The sequence below is a fragment of the Sphingomonas sp. Leaf257 genome (assembly GCF_001422185.1).
In the GTDB taxonomy this organism is placed as follows: Bacteria; Pseudomonadota; Alphaproteobacteria; order Sphingomonadales; family Sphingomonadaceae; genus Sphingomonas; species Sphingomonas yabuuchiae.
This window is the reverse complement of record NZ_LMMH01000032.1, coordinates 270,348-292,958: the sequence shown is the minus strand read 5'-3', so window position 1 is coordinate 292,958 and position 22,611 is coordinate 270,348. Positions and strand designations below refer to the sequence as shown.

Annotated in this window: 22 protein-coding genes; 5 read left to right on the top strand and 17 right to left on the bottom strand. The window is 67.2% G+C overall.

What is annotated here, in order from left to right; genetic code table 11:
- Positions 1-9: 9 nt before the first annotated feature.
- From ASF14_RS14260 to ASF14_RS14235, 6 genes are all read right to left on the bottom strand, one after another.
- Entirely contained in the window at positions 10-1,542 is a 1,533-nt protein-coding gene (locus ASF14_RS14260) for a sensor histidine kinase (RefSeq protein ID WP_056436452.1), read from the bottom strand.
- Between the two features lie 103 nt (positions 1,543-1,645).
- Positions 1,646-2,254, bottom strand: a complete 609-nt coding sequence (gene ssb, locus ASF14_RS14255) for a single-stranded DNA-binding protein (RefSeq protein WP_056436244.1) — start codon at positions 2,252-2,254, stop codon at positions 1,646-1,648.
- A gap of 20 nt (positions 2,255-2,274) precedes the next feature.
- A complete protein-coding gene (gene feoB / locus ASF14_RS14250) occupies positions 2,275-4,134 on the bottom strand; it encodes a ferrous iron transporter B (protein ID WP_056436241.1) in 1,860 nt (619 codons plus the stop codon).
- A gap of 16 nt (positions 4,135-4,150) precedes the next feature.
- Positions 4,151-4,402 (bottom strand): FeoA family protein, encoded by a 252-nt coding sequence (locus ASF14_RS14245; RefSeq protein ID WP_042488197.1) that lies wholly within the window; start codon positions 4,400-4,402, stop codon positions 4,151-4,153.
- A gap of 176 nt (positions 4,403-4,578) precedes the next feature.
- Positions 4,579-5,253: a COQ9 family protein gene (locus ASF14_RS14240; RefSeq protein WP_056436449.1), complete on the bottom strand. Its 675-nt coding sequence runs from the start codon at positions 5,251-5,253 to the stop codon at positions 4,579-4,581.
- A 4-nt stretch (positions 5,254-5,257) separates the two neighbouring features.
- Positions 5,258-6,223: a DMT family transporter gene (locus ASF14_RS14235; protein ID WP_056436237.1), complete on the bottom strand. Its 966-nt coding sequence runs from the start codon at positions 6,221-6,223 to the stop codon at positions 5,258-5,260.
- A gap of 65 nt (positions 6,224-6,288) precedes the next feature.
- Between ASF14_RS14235 and ASF14_RS14230 the strand changes: the two genes are divergently transcribed.
- On the top strand, positions 6,289-7,383 hold the full coding sequence (locus ASF14_RS14230) for an alkene reductase (RefSeq protein WP_056436234.1): 1,095 nt from the start codon (positions 6,289-6,291) through the stop codon (positions 7,381-7,383).
- A 158-nt stretch (positions 7,384-7,541) separates the two neighbouring features.
- Here ASF14_RS14230 and ASF14_RS14225 read toward each other — a convergent pair whose 3' ends face one another.
- The 9 genes from ASF14_RS14225 to ASF14_RS14185 form a co-directional block, all read right to left on the bottom strand.
- Positions 7,542-7,964 carry a hypothetical protein gene (locus tag ASF14_RS14225; protein WP_168371536.1) on the bottom strand — a complete coding sequence of 141 codons (423 nt, stop codon included), beginning with the start codon at positions 7,962-7,964 and terminating at the stop codon, positions 7,542-7,544.
- Positions 7,961-8,509: a GNAT family N-acetyltransferase gene (locus ASF14_RS14220; protein WP_056436228.1), complete on the bottom strand. Its 549-nt coding sequence runs from the start codon at positions 8,507-8,509 to the stop codon at positions 7,961-7,963. The genes ASF14_RS14225 and ASF14_RS14220 overlap by 4 nt, the downstream gene beginning before the upstream one ends.
- Entirely contained in the window at positions 8,506-8,925 is a 420-nt protein-coding gene (gene ribH / locus ASF14_RS14215) for a 6,7-dimethyl-8-ribityllumazine synthase (RefSeq protein WP_056436225.1), read from the bottom strand. Before ribH ends, ASF14_RS14220 begins: the two co-directional genes overlap by 4 nt.
- On the bottom strand, positions 8,925-10,076 hold the full coding sequence (ribB, locus tag ASF14_RS14210) for a 3,4-dihydroxy-2-butanone-4-phosphate synthase (RefSeq protein WP_056436222.1): 1,152 nt from the start codon (positions 10,074-10,076) through the stop codon (positions 8,925-8,927). The genes ribH and ribB overlap by 1 nt, the downstream gene beginning before the upstream one ends.
- Complete coding sequence (locus ASF14_RS14205) at positions 10,066-10,668, bottom strand: riboflavin synthase (RefSeq protein ID WP_056436219.1); 603 nt, start codon at positions 10,666-10,668, stop codon at positions 10,066-10,068. Before ASF14_RS14205 ends, ribB begins: the two co-directional genes overlap by 11 nt.
- A gap of 1 nt (position 10,669) precedes the next feature.
- Positions 10,670-11,611, bottom strand: a complete 942-nt coding sequence (gene ribD, locus ASF14_RS14200) for a bifunctional diaminohydroxyphosphoribosylaminopyrimidine deaminase/5-amino-6-(5-phosphoribosylamino)uracil reductase RibD (protein ID WP_056436447.1) — start codon at positions 11,609-11,611, stop codon at positions 10,670-10,672.
- A 14-nt stretch (positions 11,612-11,625) separates the two neighbouring features.
- Positions 11,626-12,039: a hypothetical protein gene (locus tag ASF14_RS14195; protein WP_236697079.1), complete on the bottom strand. Its 414-nt coding sequence runs from the start codon at positions 12,037-12,039 to the stop codon at positions 11,626-11,628.
- Between the two features lie 222 nt (positions 12,040-12,261).
- A complete protein-coding gene (gene phaP, locus ASF14_RS14190) occupies positions 12,262-13,152 on the bottom strand; it encodes a phasin family protein (RefSeq protein WP_236697078.1) in 891 nt (296 codons plus the stop codon).
- An 85-nt stretch (positions 13,153-13,237) separates the two neighbouring features.
- A complete protein-coding gene (locus ASF14_RS14185; protein ID WP_056436210.1) occupies positions 13,238-14,953 on the bottom strand; it encodes a PHA/PHB synthase family protein in 1,716 nt (571 codons plus the stop codon).
- 120 nt (positions 14,954-15,073) lie between these two features.
- Between ASF14_RS14185 and ASF14_RS14180 the strand changes: the two genes are divergently transcribed.
- Positions 15,074-16,285: an LL-diaminopimelate aminotransferase gene (locus ASF14_RS14180; RefSeq protein ID WP_056436207.1), complete on the top strand. Its 1,212-nt coding sequence runs from the start codon at positions 15,074-15,076 to the stop codon at positions 16,283-16,285.
- A 97-nt stretch (positions 16,286-16,382) separates the two neighbouring features.
- Here ASF14_RS14180 and ASF14_RS14175 read toward each other — a convergent pair whose 3' ends face one another.
- Positions 16,383-16,787 (bottom strand): hypothetical protein, encoded by a 405-nt coding sequence (locus tag ASF14_RS14175; RefSeq protein ID WP_156361201.1) that lies wholly within the window; start codon positions 16,785-16,787, stop codon positions 16,383-16,385.
- Between the two features lie 106 nt (positions 16,788-16,893).
- Positions 16,894-18,036 (bottom strand): GGDEF domain-containing protein, encoded by a 1,143-nt coding sequence (locus ASF14_RS14170; RefSeq protein WP_056436201.1) that lies wholly within the window; start codon positions 18,034-18,036, stop codon positions 16,894-16,896.
- Between the two features lie 257 nt (positions 18,037-18,293).
- Between ASF14_RS14170 and pheS the strand changes: the two genes are divergently transcribed.
- The 3 genes from pheS to ASF14_RS14155 are packed head-to-tail and all read left to right on the top strand — an operon-like array spanning position 18,294 to position 22,604.
- Positions 18,294-19,370 (top strand): phenylalanine--tRNA ligase subunit alpha, encoded by a 1,077-nt coding sequence (pheS, locus tag ASF14_RS14165; protein ID WP_201780600.1) that lies wholly within the window; start codon positions 18,294-18,296, stop codon positions 19,368-19,370.
- Positions 19,367-21,730 carry a phenylalanine--tRNA ligase subunit beta gene (pheT, locus tag ASF14_RS14160; protein ID WP_056436194.1) on the top strand — a complete coding sequence of 788 codons (2,364 nt, stop codon included), beginning with the start codon at positions 19,367-19,369 and terminating at the stop codon, positions 21,728-21,730. The genes pheS and pheT overlap by 4 nt, the downstream gene beginning before the upstream one ends.
- A complete protein-coding gene (locus ASF14_RS14155; protein ID WP_056436191.1) occupies positions 21,723-22,604 on the top strand; it encodes an aldose 1-epimerase family protein in 882 nt (293 codons plus the stop codon). Before pheT ends, ASF14_RS14155 begins: the two co-directional genes overlap by 8 nt.
- Positions 22,605-22,611: the final 7 nt, after the last annotated feature.

Genomic DNA, 22,611 nt, shown 5'->3' with positions numbered 1-22,611 from the left:
GATCCCTCGTTACCGGCAGGGTCCCGTGCCCGGCGGACGGCTGAACGCCGCCAGCGGCACCTCAATCGTCACGACCAGTCCGTCCGGCTGCCAGTCGCGGCGAACCTTTCCGCCCAATTGGCGAACCGCCGACAGCTCGACCAACTGCGAACCGAAGCCGCTATGATCCGGCGTCGCATGCAGCTTCGGCCCGCCAAACTCTTGCCAGCAGAGCGTCACCATCTCGCCATCGTCGCGGCGGACGGCCAGTTCGACATGGCCGGTCGGGACCGACAGCGCGCCATATTTGGCGGCATTGGTCGCCAGTTCATGGAAGAGCAGCGCCAGCGGCGTCGCCGAACGATCGTCGACCGACACATCGTCACCGGTGACCAGTATGCGCGAGACGTCTTCGTCGCCGCGATAGGGCTCGAACAGGTCGCCGAGCAGCCCGTGCAAGGAATCCTGCCGCGCCTTGGGCCGGGACTGGGGGCTGTGCGGGCGGACGAAGTCATGCGCGCGGCCCAGCGCGGTGATCCGGTCGCGCAGGTCGCTGGCGATCCCGACAAAGCCCGGATGGCTGCGCGCGGCAAAGGCGATCAGGCCGGAGATCACCGCGAAGATGTTCTTGATCCGGTGGCTGAGTTCCTGGCTGACGATCTCGCGTTCTTCTAGCGCGAGCTTCTGCTCGTGAATGTCGGTGCAGGTGCCGAACCAGCGGGTGATGTGCCCCTCGGCATCGCGGATCGGCAGCGCGCGGCCCAGCACCCAGCGATAGGTGCCGTCGCTGTGCCGCAGCCGATATTCGATCTGATAGGGCTCGCCGGTCGCCAGGCTGTGCCGCCACCGGGTCCAGGCACGCTCCTGGTCCTCGGCATGGAACATGCCGTTCCAGGCCTCGCCATCGGTCGAGCCGTCGGGCATCCCCGTAAACTCGTACCAGCGGGCATTGTAATAGTCGTGAAAGCCATCGGGCTGTGTCGACCAGACCATTTGCGGCATGGTGTCGGCCAGGGTGCGAAAGCGCTGCTCGCTGTCGGCGACGCGCGCCTCGGAGGCCTCGACCGCCTGCTCATGCTCGCGCCGGGCGCGGCGGTCCTGCAAGCGCCCCATGACGGCGGTGGCGAGCACTTCCAGCCCGCGCCGCTGGAACGGGGTCAGCCCTTCGGGCCGGGGTTCCGGCGAGATGACGCAAATCGCGCCCAGCGGGATGCCCTCGCGCGAAAGCAGCCTGGCCCCCGCATAGAAGCGGATATGCGGCGGCCCCTTCACCAGCGAATAATCGGCAAAGCGCACATCGCGACGCGCGTCCGGGACAACCATCGTCTCGGCGCGCCCGACCATCACATGCGCGCAGAACGACGTATCGCGCGGCGTCTGATCGGCGTCGATGCCGACCGTCGCCAGGAATTGCTGGGTTTCCTCCTCGACCACGCTGACCAGCGCGATCGGGGTGTCGCACAGTTCGGAGGCGAAGGCGGCCAGATCGTCGAGCTGGCCGCTGTCGCGATAGCCCGCCAGATCATAGGCGCGGATGACGGCGGCGCGGTCGGCCTCATTCATGGACGTGGGGGCGGGGATCTCCGCCACGCTCACGCCATGACAGGTCGTCGCATCGTCTTCCGGCGTCTTGTCCATCTCCGCCTCTCAGGGAAACCGTGTCCGATCAGAACGGAACGTCGTCGTCCAGATCGTCGGCGAAGCCGCCGCCCTGTCCGAACCCGCCACGGTTGCCCCCGTTCCCGCTCTGGTTCCCGCCGCCGCTCTGGTTGCCCGATCCGCCGCGCGATCCACCGCCATAGCCGCCGCCCGAAGACCCGCCGCCAAAGCCGCTCGACCCGCCACCGAAGTCGCCGCCGCCGAAATCGTCACCGCCGCCAAAGTCGCTGCCGCCGCGGCCACCGCCGCCGCCCTGACCGCCGCCGGGGCCGTCGAGCATGGTCAGCACCGAGTTGAAGCCCTGCAGCGTCACCTCGGTCGAGTAACGGTCGTTACCCTGCTGATCCTGCCACTTGCGGGTGGTCAGCGCGCCTTCGATGTACACCTTCGAGCCCTTGCGCAGGAAGCGCTCGGCGACATTGGCCAGACCCTCGTTGAAGATCTTGACCGTGTGCCACTCGGTCTTTTCCTTGCGCTCGCCGCTGTTGCGGTCCTTCCACGATTCCGACGTGGCGATGCGCAGCTCGACCACCTTGCCGCCATTCTGGAAGGAGCGGCTCTCGGGATCGCGTCCCAGATTGCCGACGAGAATCACCTTGTTGACGCTGCCCGCCATGTATCAGTCCTGTATCTTGCCTAGAGGCCGGCGAATATGGCCAGCCAGTATGTGATGCCCGCCATGACATAGGCGGTCACGAAGAGATACCCTACCATGAAGGCCGGCCACTTCCAGCCATTGGTTTCCCGACGCGTCACCGCGATCGTGGAAATGCACTGCGGCGCGAAGACGAACCACATCAGGAAGGCGAGCGCGGTGGGCAGCGACCAGTTGCGCTTCAGCTTGTCGGTCATCGCCTTCTGCCCGCCCTCATGCTCGGTATCGTCGATGGCATAGACGGTGCCGATGGCGGCCACGGCGACTTCACGCGCGGCCATGGCGGGTACGAGGGCGAGTGCGATGTCGCGGTTGAAACCGATCGGGCGGACCACGACCTCGATCCCGCTCGCGATACGGCCCGCGATCGAATAATCGACCGGCGAGATGCCCGAGCCCTCCGGCGGCTTGGGGAAGGACAGCAGCGCCCACAGGATGACGGTGGTCAGCGCGATGGTGGTCCCGGCGCGCTTCAGGAAGATCAGCGCGCGGCTCCACAGGCCCAGCAGGACGTCGCGGATATGCGGCCACTGATATTTGGGCATCTCCATCATGAAGCCTGACGACGCGCCCTTGGTGACGGTGCGGCGGAGCAGCAGCGCCGCGACGAACGCCCCGACAATGCCCATCAGATAGAGGCCGAGCAGTACCAGCCCCTGAAGCCCGACAAAGGGCAGCACCTGCCGATCCGGAATGAAGGCGCCGATGATGATGGTGTAGACCGGCAGTCGCGCCGAACAGGTCATCAGCGGCGCGATCAGGATCGTGGTCAGCCGGTCCTTCTCGTCGTCGATGGTGCGCGTCGCCATGATGCCGGGCACCGCGCAGGCGAAGGAGGAAAGAAGCGGGATGAAGGCGCGCCCGGACAGCCCGACCTGCGCCATCAGCCGGTCCATCAGGAAGGCGGCGCGGACCATATAGCCGGTCGCCTCCAGCACCAGGATGAACAGGAACAGGATCAGGATCTGCGGCAGGAAGACGATGACCGCGCCGACACCGGCGATCAGACCGTCGGTGATCAGGCTGCGGAACCAGCCCTCGGGCAGGGTCGCGCCGACCTGCGCCTCCAGCCAGACGAAGCCCTGTTCGATCCAGCCTATCGGTGCTTCCGACCAGGCGAAGACCGCCTGGAACATGATGAAGAGCAGCCCGACCAGCAGGATCGGCCCGGCAATGGGATGCAGCGCAACCGAGTCGAGCATGTGCGTCCAGCGGCGCGTCGGCGTCTCGGCCACGGTCGCGCTGGCGGCGATCTGGCGGGCGCGGCGTTGCAGCGTGACGATATCGTCGATCCGGTCGGCGGCGGCGACGGGCTGACTGCGGCTTTCCGTGACCAGCCGGTCGATCTCGGCCTTCAGCGTGTCGAGCCCGCGACGGCGGACGGCGACGGTCGGGATGACCGTCACGCCCAACTCGCGCGCCAGGATATCGGCATCGAGCGTCAGGCCGTCGCGTTCGGCCAGGTCGACCATGTTGAGCGCGACCACGACCGGCAGGCCGAGCGCGATCAGCTGAAGCGTGAAGCGCAGGTGATTGTCGAGATTGGCGGCATCGACCACCACGACCAGCGCGTCGGGGCGGCGCTCGCCCGCCTGCGACCCCATCACGACGTTGCGCGTAACCTGTTCGTCCAGGCTGCCGGGATCGAGGCTATAGGCGCCGGGCAGGTCGACCAGCTCGACCGGGCGACCGTCGTCGAGCACCAGTCGGCCCGAATGACGCTCGACGGTGACGCCGGGATAGTTGCCCACCTTCTGCCGCGCGCCGGTGAGCGCGTTGAACAGGGCGCTTTTGCCGGCATTGGGATTGCCGACGAGCGCAACCAGCGGTGCGGCGTTCATTACGTTCGGTCGGACCTCAAGCGCCCGTCGCGACGCGGATCGAGGCGGCGACCCGGCGACGCAGCGCCACGGTCATGCGGCCGATCCGGCAGGCGATGGGACCACCGCCCAGCGTGGCACGGTGCAGCACCTCTACGCCGACCCCTTCATCGAAACCCAATTCACGCAGACGGCGCGCCTCGGGCAGCGCCAGCTGGGTCCAGTCGATCGCGGCCACGGTCGCCGGTTGCCGCCGGGGAAGGGTTTCGAGACTGCTGAGCATCGCCATAAAGCGTACATAACGCCGGTGCGATTGATTATCAATTACCCGTTGATGAAATGGATATCTGGGTAGGGGGCAGGGCGTGGGCTTCGACTTCGCTCAGCCTGAACGGGGTTTGATACTTAGACCCATGCCCCCACCTCCGTTCCGCCTGAGCGAAGTCGAAGGCCAAGGGGATCACATCAAACCGCCGGATACCGCAACCGCCCGATAAACCGCGACAGGCTGGGCATATTCTCGCCGCGCTTGGCGAAGCCGGCCTTCCACTTCTCGAACCGCATGATCCCCTCGATCCGCCGCGCCAGAAAGGCACGGGTGTCGGCATGATCCTCGCTCTCGTCGTTCAGGAACACCGCGATGGTCGATCCATAGACCGCGAACAGCGTCGCGCGCTTGGTATAGTGGTTGTAATCGGTCGCGGTGTCGCCCGCCTGCGCCCAGATGGCATCGACCGTGCGCCAGCCGAGTCGCGCACCGCTGGCGGCGTTTTGCGGCATGGCCAGGATGGTCAGCGCCCGCCGCAGCGCCTCGCGATTCGGGGCGACGGCGGCCAATCGGGCCTCGACCAGCGCGGTGATGCGCTGGCGAATCTTCATCCGGGCGGCCTGTTCGGCGGGCACGGCCTCGACCATCGCCTGGTCGATCGATGCGAACCAGGCATCGATCATCGCAACCGCGCCGTCCTTGAAGGCGAGTCGCGCAATGTCGCGGTCGACGCCCGCTGCATCCGCCGCCATGTCGCGGGCATCGTCGCCCCAGCCGTCGAACGCGGCGTTGGACGCGATGCCGTCCGCCAGCAGCGCGCGCACCTCGTCGAGAGTCAGGTCCTGAACATCGGTCATGGCAGCCTCGGTCATCATCTCACCCGTCGTCCCTATTGCCCGGCTTGGCAACCGCCGATCCGCGCCGGACCAGCACCAGCGCGGCGGCGACCATCGCGACGCCCACCAGATCGGGCAGCGCCAGCGTCTCGCCGTAAACCACCCAGCCGATCGCGGTCGCGACGATCGGCTGTACCAGCAGCGCGACCCCTACGACCAGCGGGCTGAGCAGCCCCAGCGCATAGATCATCAACCCCTGGCCGACGATCTGGCTCCCCAGCGCCAGCAGCACCAGCGGGGTCCAGTGGCCGGGCCATATCCGCTCGCCCAGCGCCAGCGCAAAGAGGAACAGCGGCAAGATGCTGGCGATGGTCGACCAGGCAAGCGCGGGGATTGGCGGCATCGCGATCCGCACCCGCGCCATCAGGATGAAATAGAGCGCATAGAGCACGCCCGCCAGTACGCACATCAGGTCGCCGACCAGATGGCGCGGATCGACCTGATAGCTTCGCCCCATCAACAGCCCCGCACCCAGCGCCGCCAGGAGCAGCGCCAGCCCCTGAACCCGCGACGGCCAGGCGCGGGCCGCCAGAAAGCCATAGAGCGGGAAGATGAAGGTCGCCGAGTTGCCGAACAGCGTGGCATTGGCCATGGTCGTCTGGCGGATGCCGATATGCCAGGCGCCCAGATCCCCGGCAAAGGCGATGCCGCCGACCAGCAACAGCATCCACAATCCGGTCTGTGCCCGACCCGGCGCCCGCGGCCGTGCGCGACCCAGCCATGCGGCCAGCGCCAGCATGGGGGCGGCCAGCGTGATCCGCCAAAAGGCGGAGGCGACCGGCCCGGTATCCGCGATCCGCACGAACAGCGGACCGAAGGCGAGCGCGACATTGGCAAGGATGACCGCGGCGAAGGCCAGCGGCGGCGTCGCCTTGGGCCCGCTCCGGTCCGACAGACCATCGCTTTCAGTCTGTTCACTTTTTCTTGGGGGGCGGGACACGGGCATGGGGCCCCTTAACGCCCTATCTGCGTTGCGTCAGGCCGGAAAGGCCGCAAAAGGATTGCATTTTGATGCCAACGCTCTTCGACCCCATCGATCTCGGGGCGATCCACGCCCCCAACCGTATCCTCATGGCGCCGCTGACCCGCGCCCGCGCCACGCGCGAGGCGGTGCCGACGCCGATCATGGCGCAATATTATGCCCAGCGCGCCAGTGCGGGCCTGATCATCTCCGAAGCCACCGGCATCAGCCGCGAAGGGCTGGGCTGGCCCTATGCACCGGGCCTGTGGACCGACGAGCAGGTGGCGGCCTGGAAGCCGGTGACCGACGCCGTGCACAAGGCGGGCGGCCGGATCGTCGCGCAGCTCTGGCATATGGGTCGTCAGGTGCACAGCTCGGTCACGGGGATGCAGCCCGTGTCGTCCTCGGCCACCCGCACCGAGGGGCAGGCGCACACCTTCGAGGGCAAGCAGGATTTCGAAACCGCCCGCCCGCTGGAGCTGTCGGAAATCCCGCGTCTGCTCGACGATTATGAATTGGCGACGCGCAATGCGCTGGCCGCCGGGTTCGACGGGGTGCAGATCCATGCCGCCAACGGCTATCTGATCGACGAATTCCTGCGCGACGGGGCGAACCACCGCGAGGACGCCTATGGCGGCTCGCCGGAGAATCGCATCCGCCTGCTCCGCGAGATTGCCGAGCGCGTTATCTCGGTCGCGGGCAAGGAGCGGGTCGGCGTCCGTCTTTCGCCCAATGGCGACAGCCAGGGTGTGGACGACAGCGATCCCGCCTCGGTCTTCGTTCCCGCCGCGAAGATGCTGTCGGATCTGGGAATCGCCTTCCTCGAACTGCGCGAACTGGGACCGGACGGCACCTATGGCGCGAGCGATGTGCCCAAGCTGTCGCCACAAATCCGCAAGGTGTTCCAGGGGCCGCTGATTCTCAACAGCGACTATGACAGCCGCGAAAAGGCGCAGGCCGCGCTCGATTCGGGCGTCGCGGACGGGATCGCGTTTGGCCGGACCTTCCTGGCCAACCCCGACCTGCCCGAGCGGCTGCGCACCGACGCGCCGCTCAACGAGAGCGATATGAAGACCTGGTACAGCCAGGGGCCGGAGGGGTATATCGATTACCCCACGCTCGACGAGGCCGCGCGGGCGGCGTGAGTGACGGGGGCGGGGGGCTTCTCCCGCCCTTTTCCTTCGCCGGAGTGGCTCTTCCTCGATCCGTTCAGCCTGAGCGAAGTCGAAGGCCAAGGGCAACCCTTGCGACAAGGGCGGAACGTGCGCTTCGACTTCGCTCAGCGTGAACGGAGGTGCGGGCGCTATCCGGCGCTATCCAGCCGGTCGATGAAGCGTGTCATCTGCTCCCGCACCGTCTCGCGCAGCTTGGGATTGATCAGCAGCATCGGCGCGACCCACATGATCGGAATCACGAAGCCGAGCAGCGCCCACAGGATCACCAGCGTCACCAGGCCAGCCCCCGCATAACGCAGCTTCTGCATCGCACCGGCGTCCAGCGTCAGGGTGCGCGGCCCCTTTGCGTCGTAAAAACCGGCGGTCGTCCAGGCCCCACCGCCGTCGAAGCGCAGCTTCTCCGGCAGCTTCAATCGAGGCATGGTCCTGTCCACCGGGCGGGGTGCCCGATTCTGACGGGCAGCTGGTGTCCTTCCCGCCTGGGTGTCGATCACCTCCAGCCGCCGACCCCGCTCGACGACGCGAAAACGGGAGGGCGGCATGTCGGTCATTGCGCGCGTGCTGTTCGCCGGGCCCGCCACTGGTCGGCGTTCTGACCCCAGGCATCGACGCGGAAATTCTCCAGCGGGGCGGGCAGGCTCACCTGCCCCTCATTCACCGCACCCAGCCGCTGCGCCAGCTTGATCGAGCCCCTATTCTCCGGGTCGATGGTGTGGATCACATGATCCCAGCCGAGCACATCGACCGCATAGTCCATCGCCGCGCACGCCGCCTCATAGGCATAACCGCGCCCGGCGAACTCGCGCGCGACGCCCCAGCCGACCTCGCGCCCCGGCCAGCCCTCGGGTTGCCAGGGGCCGATCCGCCCGACCCAACGGCCGGTGTCGCGCTCGATCACGGAAAACATCGCGAAGCCGCGCACGCTCCATGCGCCGACCATGGTGCAGAGCGATCGCCAGGCCGCCCCGCGCGCCTGGACTCCGCCGAGGAAGCGCATCGTGTCTTCCTCGGTATGGAAGGCCGCCCACGCCTCGAAATCCTCCGCCGAGGGAAGCCGCAAGGTCAACCGCTCGGTCTGGAGGACGGGCGATGTCACCCGAACCGGCCCTTCAGCGCCAGCATGGCAAGCGCCGCCTTGGCCGCCTCGCCGCCCTTGTTCTTCTCGTCGGGCCTGGCGCGGGTCAGCGCCTGCGCCTCATTCTCGGTGGTGATGATGCCGTTGCCGATGGGCAGCCCGTCCATAGTCAGCGCCATGAGGCCGCGCGCGCTCTCGTTCGACACGATCTCGAAATGATAGGTCTCGCCGCGGATCACCACGCCGATCGCGACGAACGCGTCGTAGCGCCCCGTATCGGCCGCCATCGCCACCGCACCGGGGATCTCCAGCGCGCCGGGAACGGTGATCGTCTCATGGCTGTGGCCCGCTTCCTCGATCGCGGCGCGCGCGCCCGACAGCAGCAGGTCGTTCAGATGCTCGTAGAAGCGCGCCTCGACGATCAACACATGCGCCATCAGGCGTCTCCCTCAAAATTTTCGATGCGACGTTCGCCGACGATCGACAGGCCATAGCCGTCGAGACCGATCAGCGTGTGATGGGTGTTGGTCAGCAGCACCATGTCCTGCACGCCCAGCTCGGCCAGGATCATCGCGCCGACGCCGTAATCGCGCAATTCCTCCATATCGATCTGCACCTCCTCACCGGCCTTCAGGCGGACGGCGGTGGTAAAGGCGTCGGTGCGCGGGCGGTTGATGACGACGATCACGCCCGAGCCTTCCTCGGCGATCATGCGCATCGACTTGGCAAGCAAGGCGCCGCGTGCGCCCGCCTCGCCGAACACATCGGCGAAGGGCGACAGAGCGTGCATGCGCACCAGCACCGGCTGGTCGGTGTCGAGCTTGCCCTTGACCAGCGCGACCTGCTCGGTGCCCGTCGCCTTGTTGCGATAGGCGCGCGCGGTCCAGGTGCCGCCCCATTCGCTCTCGAACGTGGCTTCGGACTGCAACTCGACCAGATGGTCGTAGCGGCGGCGATAGGCGATCAGGTCGCGGATCGTGCCGATCTTCAGGTTATGGAGCTGCGCGAACGACACCAGGTCGTCCATCCGCGCCATCGTCCCGTCCTCGTTCATGATCTCGCAGATCACGCCCGAGGGGTTGAGGCCCGCCAGCCGCGCGACATCGACCGCCGCCTCGGTATGGCCGGCGCGCACCAGCACGCCGCCGTCGCGCGCGACCAGCGGGAAGACATGGCCCGGCGTCACCAGCGCATCGGGCCCGTGGCTGGCGTCGATCGCCACCGCGATGGTCCGCGCGCGGTCGGCCGCGGAGATGCCGGTGGTCACGCCCTCGCGCGCCTCGATCGAGATGGTGAAGGCGGTTTCGTGCCGCGTCCCGTTCTTCGGGCTCATCAGCGGCAGGCCGAGCGTGTCGACCCGCTCGCGCGTCATCGCCAGGCAGATCAGCCCGCGCCCGTGCCGCGCCATGAAGTTGACCTTCTCCGGCGTGGCCATCTGGGCGGGGATGACCAGATCGCCTTCATTCTCGCGGTCTTCGTCATCGACCAGGATGAACATGCGGCCGTTGCGCGCCTCGTCGATGATCTCTTCGGGGCTGGACAGGAAACCGCGCCGCAGACCGGCCAGCGCGTCGGGATTAGCGGCCACGATAATGCTCCATGCGCTGCAGATACCGGGCGAGCACGTCGATCTCGATATTGACGCGCTGTCCTTCAGTGATGCCGCCCAGCGTGGTGACGGCGGCGGTGTGGGGGATGATGTTCAGGCCAAAGACGGTGCCATCCGGGCCGTCCTCGACGCTGTTGACGGTCAGCGATACGCCGTCGACCGTCACCGAACCCTTGGTCGCCATGAAGGGGGCGAGGTCGGACGGAACGGCCACGAAGACGCGGTGCGATCCGCCTTCCTGCCCGACCGACACGACATGGCCGACGCCGTCGACATGGCCGGTGACGATATGGCCGCCCAGCTCGTCGCCCAGCTTCATCGCGCGTTCCAGGTTCAGCCGCTGGCCGGTCGTCCACTGATCGGCGGTGCGCCCGATCGTCTCGGCCGAGACGTCGACGGCGAACCAGTCGGAGCCTTTCTCGACCACGGTCAGGCAGACGCCTGAACAGGCGATCGACGCGCCCAGCTCGATGCTGGCCGTATCATAGGCGGTGGCGATGACGACTCGCGTGTCGCCGCGCGTTTCCACGGCGGTGACGGAGCCGATGTCGGTGACGATCCCGGTAAACATATCAGTCGCGCTCGTAGACCTCCAACCGGTCGCTGCCAAGCATCCGTGAATCGGCCAGCCGCCAGCGGCCATGCGCCTCGGCCAGACGGGTGAGGCCGATATCGCCCAGCGCCGCGCGCCCCTCGCCGATCAGGATGGGCGCACGATAGAGGAGCAGCCGGTCGACCAGATCACCGGCCAGGAAGGCGGAGGCGGTCTGCGCGCCCCCCTCGACCATCAGTCGGTCGACGCCCGCCAGATCGGCGATGGCGGCGGGGGAGGGGAGGGTGTCCCAGCCCGCTTCGCGGGTGCGGGAGAGCAGGATACGGCGTGGGGCGTGCGACTCGAGGCCGGGCAGGCGGACATCCAGCCTGGGCGTATCCGCCTCCAACGTGCCGCGCCCGACCAGGATCGCCTCGTGGCGGCTGCGCTCCAGATGGGTGTGGGCGCGGGCTTCCGGCCCGGTGATCCAGCGGCTCTCGCCATCGGGACGGGCGATCTTCCCGTCGAGCGAGGTGGCGAGCTTCAGCGTGACGAAGGGGCGCCCTTGCGCGCGGCGGGTCAGGAAACCCGCGATCATCGCGCGCGCTTCGGCCTCGCGTACGCCGGTCGTGACCGCAATCCCGGCGGCGCGGGCGCGGGCAAAGCCTTGGCCATCGGTGCGCGGATCGGGATCGCCCATCGCCGCGACGATCCGCGCAACTCCGGCGGCACTCAGCAGGTCGGTGCAGGCGGGGCCGCGCGTCGAGACATGCGCGCAGGGCTCCAGCGTGACATAGGCGGTGGCCCCCCGCGCCGCCTCGCCCGCCTCGGCCAGCGCCATCGCCTCGGCATGGGGGCGGCCGCCTGCTTGCGTCCAGCCGCGCCCGACCACGCGACCTTCGCGGACCAGCACGCACCCGACATTGGGATTGGGTGCGGTCCGCCCGACGCCGCGATCCGCCAGCGCCAGTGCCGCCCCCATCCAGCGCCGATCGGTCAGATGCCCCACTTGCTCAGCGCGTCGTCGACCTTTTTAAATTCGGCCTGTCGCTGTTCCTTGGCGGCCTTTTCCTCGGCCAGCCGCTCCTTCTTCTTCACATAGTCGATCTTCTGCTGCGCCTTGATCTGCACATCGGTGCGGTCGGCGGGCCATTGTTCGACATAGATGATGTCGGGTTTGTACGGCACCGGCACATAATCGTCGCGCGCAAAGGCGTAGATGAAGAAACCGGTGATCCCGACCGCGATCATCAGGAAGACCAGCTCATAGGGCTGGCGCTGCGACAGGAAGAGCCGCAGGTCGCGGATCGCGCGGACGGGGGAGAAGCGGCCGAAGAACGACATGGGGGGAATGTAGGCGTTGCGGGCGTGGGATGCCAGTGGGGACGGGTTGGTCTCGGTGAGACACATAACCCTCCCCCATCCCCTCCCGCCTGCGGGAGGGGCGTGCCAAGCATAAAGCTCACGGATTCTCGAACCCTCGGATCTGGCCGCTCCCCTCCTGCAAGCGGGAGGGGATGGGGGAGGGCATGTGTCTCACCGAGACTGCCATTGACGAGCATCACGCAACACGAAAAGAGCGGCCGCATCGCGACCGCCCCCTTCATTCCCGCGAGGGAAACCGTCAGCGAATTACGCGACGGTCTTCATCTTCTCGGCCGCGACCGCCAGGCGGTTGCTGAGCGGCTGGGCGATCTCGCCGGCCAGCTTCATCATGTGCTCGGTCGAGCGCGAGGTCTCGGCGACCATCGAGTCGAAGCTCGAACGGGCGAAGTCCGACTGCAGCTTCATGAACTCGGTCGGCGACTTGACCTGCGAAAGGGTCTGCATGACCTGGCTGACCTGCTCGAACGAGCGCTTGGCATAGTCGGCCGCGCCCTGACCCAGCGTCTCGGCGCCCTTGGCGGCGATCTTCGACGATTCGACGACCGCTTCCAGGTTTTCCTTGTTGAAGGCGATCATGTCTTCGAACAGCTTGGCGCTCTTCTCCATGCCGGCCTGGGTGCGGGCCTGGGCTTCGCCGAACATCGCCTGGGTCTTGGCGGCGTTTTCGATGGTGCTCGTGGCTTCCATGATGGTGTCCTTGGGCTTTGAGTCCGCCGAAACCGCGGCGGTCGGGGAAGAAAGGGTTGGTGCTGCCAGTTCCGGCGTCGGCGCGGCGGGGATGGCCGCTTCGACCGGTGCCTCGACCGGCTTGAGCGCCGGAGCTTCGGCTACCGGCTCGGTCGGAGCCTTGGGGGCCGGAGCGGGCTTGGCCACCTTCGCGGCTGCCGGGGCAACGGCAACGGGTGCGGCCACGACCGGCGCGACGCTCTTCTCGGCGGCCTTGGCCGGAGAGGTCAGCGGCAGGCCGGGGCTGGCGGGCGCGACCGTCTTGGCGACGGGTGCCGCAACCGCAGGCTTGGGATCGGAAGGGGGATCGGAGGGAAGACCGGGCAACGTCTTCGCGGCGGCCGGTTTGGCGCTGCGACGAGGCTTGGCCGCCGACTTCGCGGCGGGGACGGTCGGCTTGGTCTTGTCCAACAGCACTCTCCCGATTTGTTGCGCTGCACAATAGCGATTCGAAGCTACCAGATCAAGTCTATTGTGCAGTGCAACAAAACCGAAACTAACGCTGTCTGACGTAGCGTCCGGGCGCTTCGTCGAGGGCGGGAAGGGCGCCCTCGCCCGGCACCCGCGCGCCCGTCACCGCGACGGTGGCGGAGTCGCGCTGGCGCAGCCAGGCGGCCCAGTCCGGCCACCAGCTGCCCTTGGTCTCGGTCGCACCTGCGACGAATTCGGCCAGCGTCGCGGCGGGCTGATCGTTGGTCCAATATTGATATTTGCCCGAGGCGGGTGGGTTCACCACGCCCGCGATATGCCCCGATCCCGCCAGCACGAAGCGCAAGGGGCCGGTGAACGCCTCGGTGATCTTCCACACGCTTTCGGCCGGCGCGATATGATCCTCGCGCCCCGCCTGGACATAGGCGGGGGTGGCGACCTTCGTCAGGTCGAGCGGCACGCCCGCCACCGCCATCGCGCCCGGCTTCACCAGCAGATTGTCGCGATAGAGATCGGTCAGATAGCTCAGATGCCATTTGGCGGGCAGGTTGGTGACGTCGCCATTCCAGTGGAGCAGGTCGAACGGCACGTAATCGCGCCCGAGCAGATAGTTGTTGGTGACGTAATTCCAGATCAGGTCGCGCCCGCGCAGCAGGTTGAACGTCATCGCCAGATAGCGCCCGTCCAGATACCCCTCGGGCGACAGGGTCGAGATCAGCTTCAACTGCTCGTCATCGACGAAGTGGAGCAGCTCGCCCGCCTTCGAGAAATCGACCTGCGCGGTAAAGAAGGTGGCGCTGGCGACCTTCGCCGCCTCGCTCTTCGCGGAGAGCCAGGCCAGGGTCGCGGCCAGCGTCGTGCCCGCCACGCAATAGCCGACGCTGTGCACCGCCTCGACCGACAGCAGGTCGCGCACCGTATCGATCGCATCGACCTGCGCGGTGACGTAATCGTCCCAGATCACGTCCTTCATCGTGGCGTCGGCGGACTTCCACGACACCATGAAGACGCTGAACCCCTGGTCGACCAGCCATTTGATCAGGCTTTTCTCGGGCGCCAGGTCGAGGATGTAGAAGCGGTTGATCCAGGGCGGAAAGATCAGGATCGGCACCGCCGCCACCTGTTCGGTGGTCGGGGTGTAGTGGATCAGTTCGTACAGGTCGGTGCGCTTGACCACCTTGCCCGGCGTCGCGGCCAGGTTGCGCCCGATCTCGAAGGCGCGCGAATCGCTGTGCGTCAGCTGCCCGCGGCCCATGTCGGCGAGCATGTTCTGAAGGCCCTTGAGCAGATTCTCGCCGCGCGTCTCGACGATCTTATCGAGCACTTCCGGGTTGGTCGCGGGGAAGTTGGTCGGGCTCATCGCGTCGATAAAGCCTTGCGCGGCGAAGCGGATCTGCTCCTTCTGCTTCGGGTCGACGCCCTCGATCGCATCGACGCCGCGCAGCATATGGTCGGAGACGACCTGATAGCTTTGCCGGATCCAGTCGAAGAGCGGCGACTGCCACTGCTCGGCCTTGAAGCGGCGGTCGGGCTTGGGCGCGACGCTGGGCTCGGCGACGGGGTCGACGAATCGCTGCCACAGCTTCATCGAATCGGACCAGAAGTCGCGGACCCGGCCCATCGTGGCGGGGTCGTTGAAGCCCGGCACCACCGGCATGCCCTCGGGCGGGGGCGACAGCGCGGCCTCCATCATCATCTGCTGCGCCCGGCCCATCACCCAGGTCCAGTGTTGCAGCTCTTCCAAGGTGGGCATGGCAGGGACTGTCGCGGGGCGGGCCGTCATCGCATCCTCTCGTTCGTGTAGCCCCGTCTTAGCGTCAGGATATTGCGCCGTCATGTCGGGTCGCGTTGGGAAACGAAAGACGCTAAGGTCCGGGTCCCAAATCGTTACACAGAGGGACCCATGTCCGAAGAGTTCTACCGCATCAAGCGCCTGCCGCCCTATGTCATCGCCGAAGTCAACGCGATGCGGGCGGCGGCGCGTGCGGGCGGCGAGGACATCATCGATCTGGGCATGGGCAATCCCGACCTGCCGCCGCCGCCGCACGTACTAGAAAAGCTGATGGAGGTGATCCAGAAGCCCGATGCGCACGGCTATTCCCAGTCCAAGGGCATTCCCGGCCTGCGCCGCGCCCAGGCCAATTATTATGGCCGCCGCTTCGGCGTCGATCTCGATCCCGAGACCGAGGTGGTCGTCACCATGGGCTCGAAGGAAGGGCTGGCGTCGCTGGCCACCGCGATCACCGCGCCGGGCGACGTGATCCTGGCGCCCAATCCCTCCTATCCGATCCACACCTTCGGCTTCATCATTGCGGGCGCGACGATCCGCGCGGTGCCGACGACGCCCGACGAGGCCTATTTCGAGAGCCTGGAGCGGGCGATGCACTTCACCGTGCCGCGCCCCTCGGTGCTGGTGGTCAACTACCCGTCCAACCCGACCGCCGAGACGGTGGACCTGGCCTTCTACGAGCGCCTCGTGGCCTTTGCGAAGAAGCATGAACTGTGGGTGCTGAGCGACCTCGCCTATTCCGAGCTTTATTATGACGGCAATCCGACGCCTTCGATCCTTCAGGTGAAGGGCGGCAAGGACGTCGCGGTCGAGTTTACCTCGCTGTCCAAGACCTATTCGATGGCGGGCTGGCGCATCGGTTTCGCGGTCGGCAACAAGAAGCTGATCGCGGCGATGACGCGGGTGAAGTCCTATCTGGACTACGGCGCCTTCACCCCGATCCAGGCGGCGGCCTGTGCCGCGCTCAACGGGCCGCAGGACATTGTCGAGCGGAACCGCCAGCTCTATCACAAGCGCCGCGACGTGCTGGTCGAGAGCTTCGCCCGGGCGGGCTGGGACATTCCGAGCCCCAAGGCCTCGATGTTCGCCTGGGCTCCGCTACCCCCCGCGCTGGCGCATCTGGGCAGCCTGGAATTCTCCAAGCAATTGCTGACCGAGGCCAAGGTCGCGGTCGCGCCGGGCGTGGGTTACGGCGAGAATGGCGAAGGGTTCGTGCGCATCGCGCTGGTCGAGAACGAGCAGCGGCTTCGCCAGGCCGCGCGCAACATCAAGCGCTACCTGCAATCGATGGGCGTCAACACGCCGGGTTCGGCCAAGGTGGTGTGATCCGATTGGAGCGGTGGCGCTCGCCGCCGCTCCCGACTCCGGCGGTTTGACCCAATGGCACTGTACAAACCCCTCTGCTCGCAGGGGAGGAATGCGGTCAAAGGCGCAGTTCGACCCAGGCCGGAACCGGGCGCCCGTCTCGCAAGGCAGGGTGGAAGCGCAGGTCGGACATGACTGGCTCGATCCTGCGCCGCGTTGACAGGCTGGCATGGGCAACCCGGTCCACCCGGCCCATGGCATTGACCAACAGGCAGGCGCTGCCTGGCCCTCCCGAACCGTCCCCCACCATGGGCGAAGTGATTTCGGGCAGCCGGTCGAGGGCGGGGTGGAAGCCGCATTTCCGCGATAGCCCCTCCGGGCGGGGTACGATGGCGGGCTCAGGCGCGGCGTTCAGTTGAAAAATTTGGGGTGCGGCCCTCTTCGCTACGGCTACCATCGGGGTGTCGTCCATAAACAGACGACAGCCAATGCCCTGAAAGCCGCTGAAGATCGTGGCAATCATCGCCGCGATACTCAGATTGGCAAGGGAGGTCCCCGTCAGGCCGGTCAGGGCTCGCCACTGTATCATTCGGCCAGCCTATCACGGCACCGCAATCCGGCAAGCAGTTCTACGCCGCCCATGCAGGCCGCTCGCGCGACTGGCGCTGGCGCTTGACCGCGTACATCGCGCCGTCCGCCTGGGCGATCAGGACGTTGAGCGATCCCGTAACCGGCCCCTGCGCCAGGCCGATGCTGAGGGCCGGGTAGCACGGGCCGTCGACCAGGGCCGGGACCGCGCGATCGAAACGGTCGGACAGGCCCGCCGCGATTCCCCGTGCTACCCTCTCGTCGCAATCGGGCAGCACGCACAGAAACTCGTCGCCGCCGATCCGCACCAGCGTGCCGCGCTCGCCGATCTCGCGCTGTGCCAAGTCGGTCAGCAGCCGCAGCACGGTGTCGCCCGCGGCGTGACCCTGTCCGTCGTTCAGCGCCTTGAACCGGTCGATATCGATCAGCAGCAGCGTGACCGGGCCGTGCAGCCCGGCCTCCAGCCCCTTCAACCCGAAACGGTTGAGCGCGCCGGTCAGGCAATCGCGGCTGGCCTGTTCGGACAAACCGCGCTGGACACGCTCGGCATCGATCAGCAGCAGCGCCAGATGGCTGAGCGAGACCAGGATGATCGCGATGCCCACGCTCCAGTCGGCGGTCGTCTGCGCCGCGCTTTCCCACACCGGATCGCCCCATGCCACCAGCAGGAGGGTGGTGCGCAACAGGAACAGCGGCACCGAAGCGGCGAACATCGCGCCCATAACCCAGGCGGTGCGGATATTCTCCGTTCGCGCGATGTGAAAGAGCATCCAGGCGGCGGCGAAGTTGAACAAGGTTCGGGTGCCGCCCAGGATCATGACCGGCAGCCGCGCATCGTGGTCGCCGAACAGGACAAACGGCACGGTCAGCGTGACCATCATGGCCAGCGGAACTAGGATCGCGGCGGGCGGGCGTCGCCGGGCGAAGATCGACATGGCATGAATGCATAGGCACAGCCCGACCAGCAGCAGGACGTCGATGATCCGCTCCGGCGTAGTGAGTCGGGCGCCGTCGAAACACAGCCCCACGCCGTTGGTCACGCCGATGATGATCTTGCCCGTGCCCCACCAATAGGGCCAGCGACCGGGCTCGCGGCTGGTCATGCCGGGAAAGAAGTGGAGCAGGCCCGACAGGATGCTGCCCAGCGCAGCCACCACCTGAAGGCTGGCGATATCGAGTATCATGGTCGCGGACCCCGCACGGATAGCGGTCCCCCCGGACCAACGCGAGTCGCCTTAATATAGTATAAGTTACGGGTTAGTTTCTGTTGCGACGGCAATGGGCCGATATGGCCGTGTATCACGGCTTTGCGTCTGAAGGATTGATCCGGGGCGTCCCTAGCCGCTACGGCGGAGGGCAGACCCGCAAACCGGCCGGGCTCCTCCTTTCCGGAGGCGCGCAGCGGCCGACGGAGTGAAGAGTGAGCAACGAAGTCGAACATATGCGCGAGCATCTCCTCGCCGCCATCGCCGCCGCGCCCGCGCTGGACGCGTTGGAGACGGTGCGCGTCGATGCGCTGGGTAAGCAGGGCCGGATCACTCAGTTGCTGAAGACGCTGGGCAAGATGAGTCCCGAGGAACGCCAGGTCGAGGGGCCGCGCATCCATGGCCTGCGCGAAGTGGTGACCGAGGCGCTGGGGGCTCGCAAGGCGGGTCTGGAACAGGCGGCGCTCGACGCGCGGCTGTCGTCCGAGCGGCTGGACATGACCCTGCCGGTCGACACCGCCGGCTTCGGCACCGTCCACCCGGTCAGCCAGGTGATGGACGAACTGGCCGAGATCTTCGCCGATCTGGGCTTCGCGGTTGCGACCGGGCCGGAGGTCGAGACCGACTGGCATAACTTCACCGCACTCAACATTCCGGAGACGCATCCGGCGCGCGCGATGCACGACACCTTCTATCTGGCGGGTGTCGAGGCGGGCGGCGACGAGCGCACCGTGCGCCGCGTCCTGCGCACCCATACCTCGCCGGTGCAGATCCGCACCATGCTCGACCAGAAACCGCCGATCCGCATCATCGCGCCGGGCCGCACCTATCGCTCCGACTCGGATGCGACCCACACGCCGATGTTCCATCAGGTCGAAGGGCTGGTGATCGACAAGGGCATCACGCTCGGTCATCTGAAATGGACGCTGGAGACCTTCCTCAAGGCGTTCTTCGAGCGCGACGATATCGTGCTGCGCCTGCGCCCCAGCTATTTCCCCTTCACCGAACCCTCGGCCGAGGTCGATGTCGGCTACACCATCGAGAAGGGCAAGCGAGTCATCGGCGGTTCGGGTGGCGGCTGGATGGAGGTACTCGGCTCCGGCATGGTCCATCCGAAAGTCATCGAAGCGTGCGGGCTTGATCCGAACGAGTGGCAGGGCTTTGCATTCGGCTGCGGCATCGATCGCCTCGCCATGCTGAAATACGGAATGGACGATCTGCGCGCCTTTTTCGACGGCGATATCCGCTGGTTGAAGCATTACGGATTCGCGAGCCTCGACGTACCCACGCTGTCGGGAGGAGTCGGCGCATGAAGTTCACCCTGGGCTGGCTGAAGAGCCATCTGGACACCGATGCCGATCTCGACACCATCGTCGAGGGGCTGACCCGTATCGGCCTGGAGGTCGAGGGCGTGCACAATCCGGGCGAGGCACTGTCCTCGTTCCGCGTCGCGCGCATCCTGTCGGCCGAGCGGCATCCGCAGGCGGACAAGCTGCAGGTCCTGTCGGTCGATGCCGGTGACGGCCCGATGCAGGTCGTGTGCGGCGCGCCCAACGCGCGCGCAGGGCTGGTCGGCGTGTTCGGCGCGCCGGGGGCCTATGTCCCCGGCCTCGACGTGACCCTCAAGGTCGCGGCCATTCGCGGCGTCGAGTCGAACGGCATGATGTGCTCGGCGCGCGAGTTGCAGATCGGCGAGGGCCATGACGGCATCATCGAATTGCCCGAGGATGCAGCGATCGGCACGTCCTTCCCGGACTATGCGGGGCTCAACGATCCGGTCATCGACGTGTCGATCACGCCGAATCGCCAGGACTGCATGGGCGTCCACGGCATCGCGCGCGATCTCGCCGCCGCCGGGCTGGGCGCGCTGATCGCCCCGACCGTGCCATCGGTCGCGGGCGAGGGCGCCGGTCCCGATGTCCGCATCGAGGATGTCGAGGGCTGCCCGGCCTTTTATGCGCAGGGCGTGTCGGGCCTGACCAATGGCGAGGCCCCCGAATGGATGCGCCAGCGGCTGACCGCGATCGGGCAGAAGCCGATCTCCGCGCTGGTCGACATCACCAACTATATGACGGTCGATCTCGGCCGCCCGCTCCATGTCTATGACAAGGCGAAGCTGTCGGGCGGTCTGGTCGCGCGTCATGCCAGGGACGGCGAGACGGTCGAGGCGCTCAACGGCAAGACCTATACCCTGTCCGAGGGCATGACCGTCATCGCCGACGATGCGGGCGTGCACGATATCGGCGGCATCATGGGCGGCGCGCATTCGGGCGTGTCGGAGACGACCACCGACGTCATCATCGAATGCGCCTATTTCACCCCCGAGGCGATCGCGCGCACCGGCCAGAAGCTGGCGCTGACCAGCGACGCGCGCACCCGGTTCGAGCGCGGGGTGGACCCGGCCTTCCTCGACGACGGCCTCGCCATCGCGACCTTCCTCGTTCTGGAATATTGCGGCGGAACCGCCAGCGGCGTGACCCGCGCGGGTCAGCTGCCGGTCTTGGCGAAGGCCATCGCCTATGACCCCAATCTGGCCGAGACGCTGGGCGGCCTCCCCATCGCGGCCGACCGGCAAAAGGCGATCCTCGAGTCGCTGGGCTTCACCGTCACCGCCGACTGGCAGGTGACGGCACCGAGCTGGCGGCGCGACGTGGACGGTCCCGCCGATCTGGTCGAGGAAGTCATCCGCATCGAGGGCATCGACCATGTTCCCCCGGTGGCGCTGCCCCGCGCCCCCGGCGTCGCGCGTCCGACCGCCACACCGCAGCAGAAGCTGGAACGCCGCGCCCGCCGCGCCGCCGCCGCACGCGGTCTGGACGAGGCGGTGACGTGGAGCTTCATCAGCGAGGCGCAGGCGGCGCCCTTCGGCGGCGGCGCGTTCACGCTCGCCAATCCGATCAGCGAGGAATTGAAGGTCATGCGGCCCTCGCTCCTCCCCGGCCTGCTCGCCGCGACCGAGCGCAACATCAAGCGCGGCGCGACTGCCGTGCGGCTGTTCGAGATCGGCCGCCGCTATCTGGAGGAGGCCGAGCGGCCGACGCTGGGCGTGGTGCTGGCGGGCGACAAGTCGGCCCGCAACTGGCGGTCGGGCAAGGCGCAAGCGTTCGACGCCTATGACGCCAAGGCCGAGGCGATCGCGCTGCTCGCCCAGGCGGGCGCACCGGTCGACAATTTGCAGGTGATGGGCGAGGCGGGTGACGCCTGGCATCCCGGCCAGTCGGGCACGCTGCGGCTGGGGCCGAAGACGGTGCTGGCGGCGTTCGGCATGGTCCATCCTTCGGTGCTGAAGGCGTTCGATCTCGACGGCGCGGTGGCGGCGGTCGAGCTGTATCTCGACGCGATCCCGCCCAAGCGGGCGACGGGCTTCATGCGCCCGGCCTACACGCCCCCGGCCCTGCAGTCCGTCAAGCGCGACTTCGCCTTCCTGGTGCCCGACACGCTGGCCGCCGACATGCTGATCCGGGCGGTGCGGGGTGCGGACAAGGCCGCCATCACCGCCGCGCGCGTGTTCGACGTGTTCGCAGGGCAAGGCGTGCCCGAGGGGCACAAGTCGGTCGCGGTCGAGGTGCTGCTGCAACCCTCGCAGAAGAGCTTCACCGACGAGGAACTGAAGGCCATCGCCGACAAGATCGTCGCGGCGGCCGCCAAGCAGGGAGCACAACTCCGTGGCTAATGAGGAAAACTGGGTCCGTATCGGCAACGACCATCTGTCGGCGGCGATCAATCCGTTCGGCGCAGAATTGTCCTCGCTGAAGGACGCGGACGGCCGCGAGCTGATGACCGATGCGGACCCGGCTTTCTGGACCGGGCGTGCGCCGCTGCTGTTCCCGGTGATCGGCGTGACCCGTGACGGTATCCGCCTGAACGGTCGGCATTATCCGATGGCCAAGCATGGCTTTGCCCGCCACTCGACCTTCGAGCTGGTGACGCATGAGGCCACCCGCGCCGTCTTCTCGCTGGGCGACAGCGAGGAGACGCGCACCTCCTATCCCTTCGCCTTCCGGCTGGAGGCGGAGTTCCGGCTGGAAGAGGCGACGCTGGTGATGGAAATCCGCGTCCTCAACCGGGGCGAGGAGCCGATGCCCGCCAGCTTCGGCTTCCACCCCGCCTTCGCCTGGCCGCTGCCCTATGGCAAGGCGCGGTCCGATCACCGCATCGTCTTCGAGAAGGACGAACCCAGCCGCCTGCGCGAGATTGCCCCCGACGGCCTGATCGCCGAGGCGCGTCGCGACAGCCCGCTCGACGGGCGGGTGCTGCATCTGGCGGACGATCTGTTCACCAACGACGCGCTGGTTTGGGATCCGGTCGAGAGCCGCAGCGTCACCTATGGTGCGGACGGCGCGCCGCAACTGCGCATCGCCTTTCCGGATACCGACAAGCTCGGCATCTGGACCAAGCCGGGCGCGGCCTATGTCTGTGTCGAGCCATGGCACGGCATCGCCGACCCGGAAGGGTATGACGGCGAGTTCACCGACAAGCCCGGCGTATTCACCGTGCCGGTCGGCGGTGAGAAGGTGATGCAGATGACGGTGACGCTGGCGGGCTGATACCTCT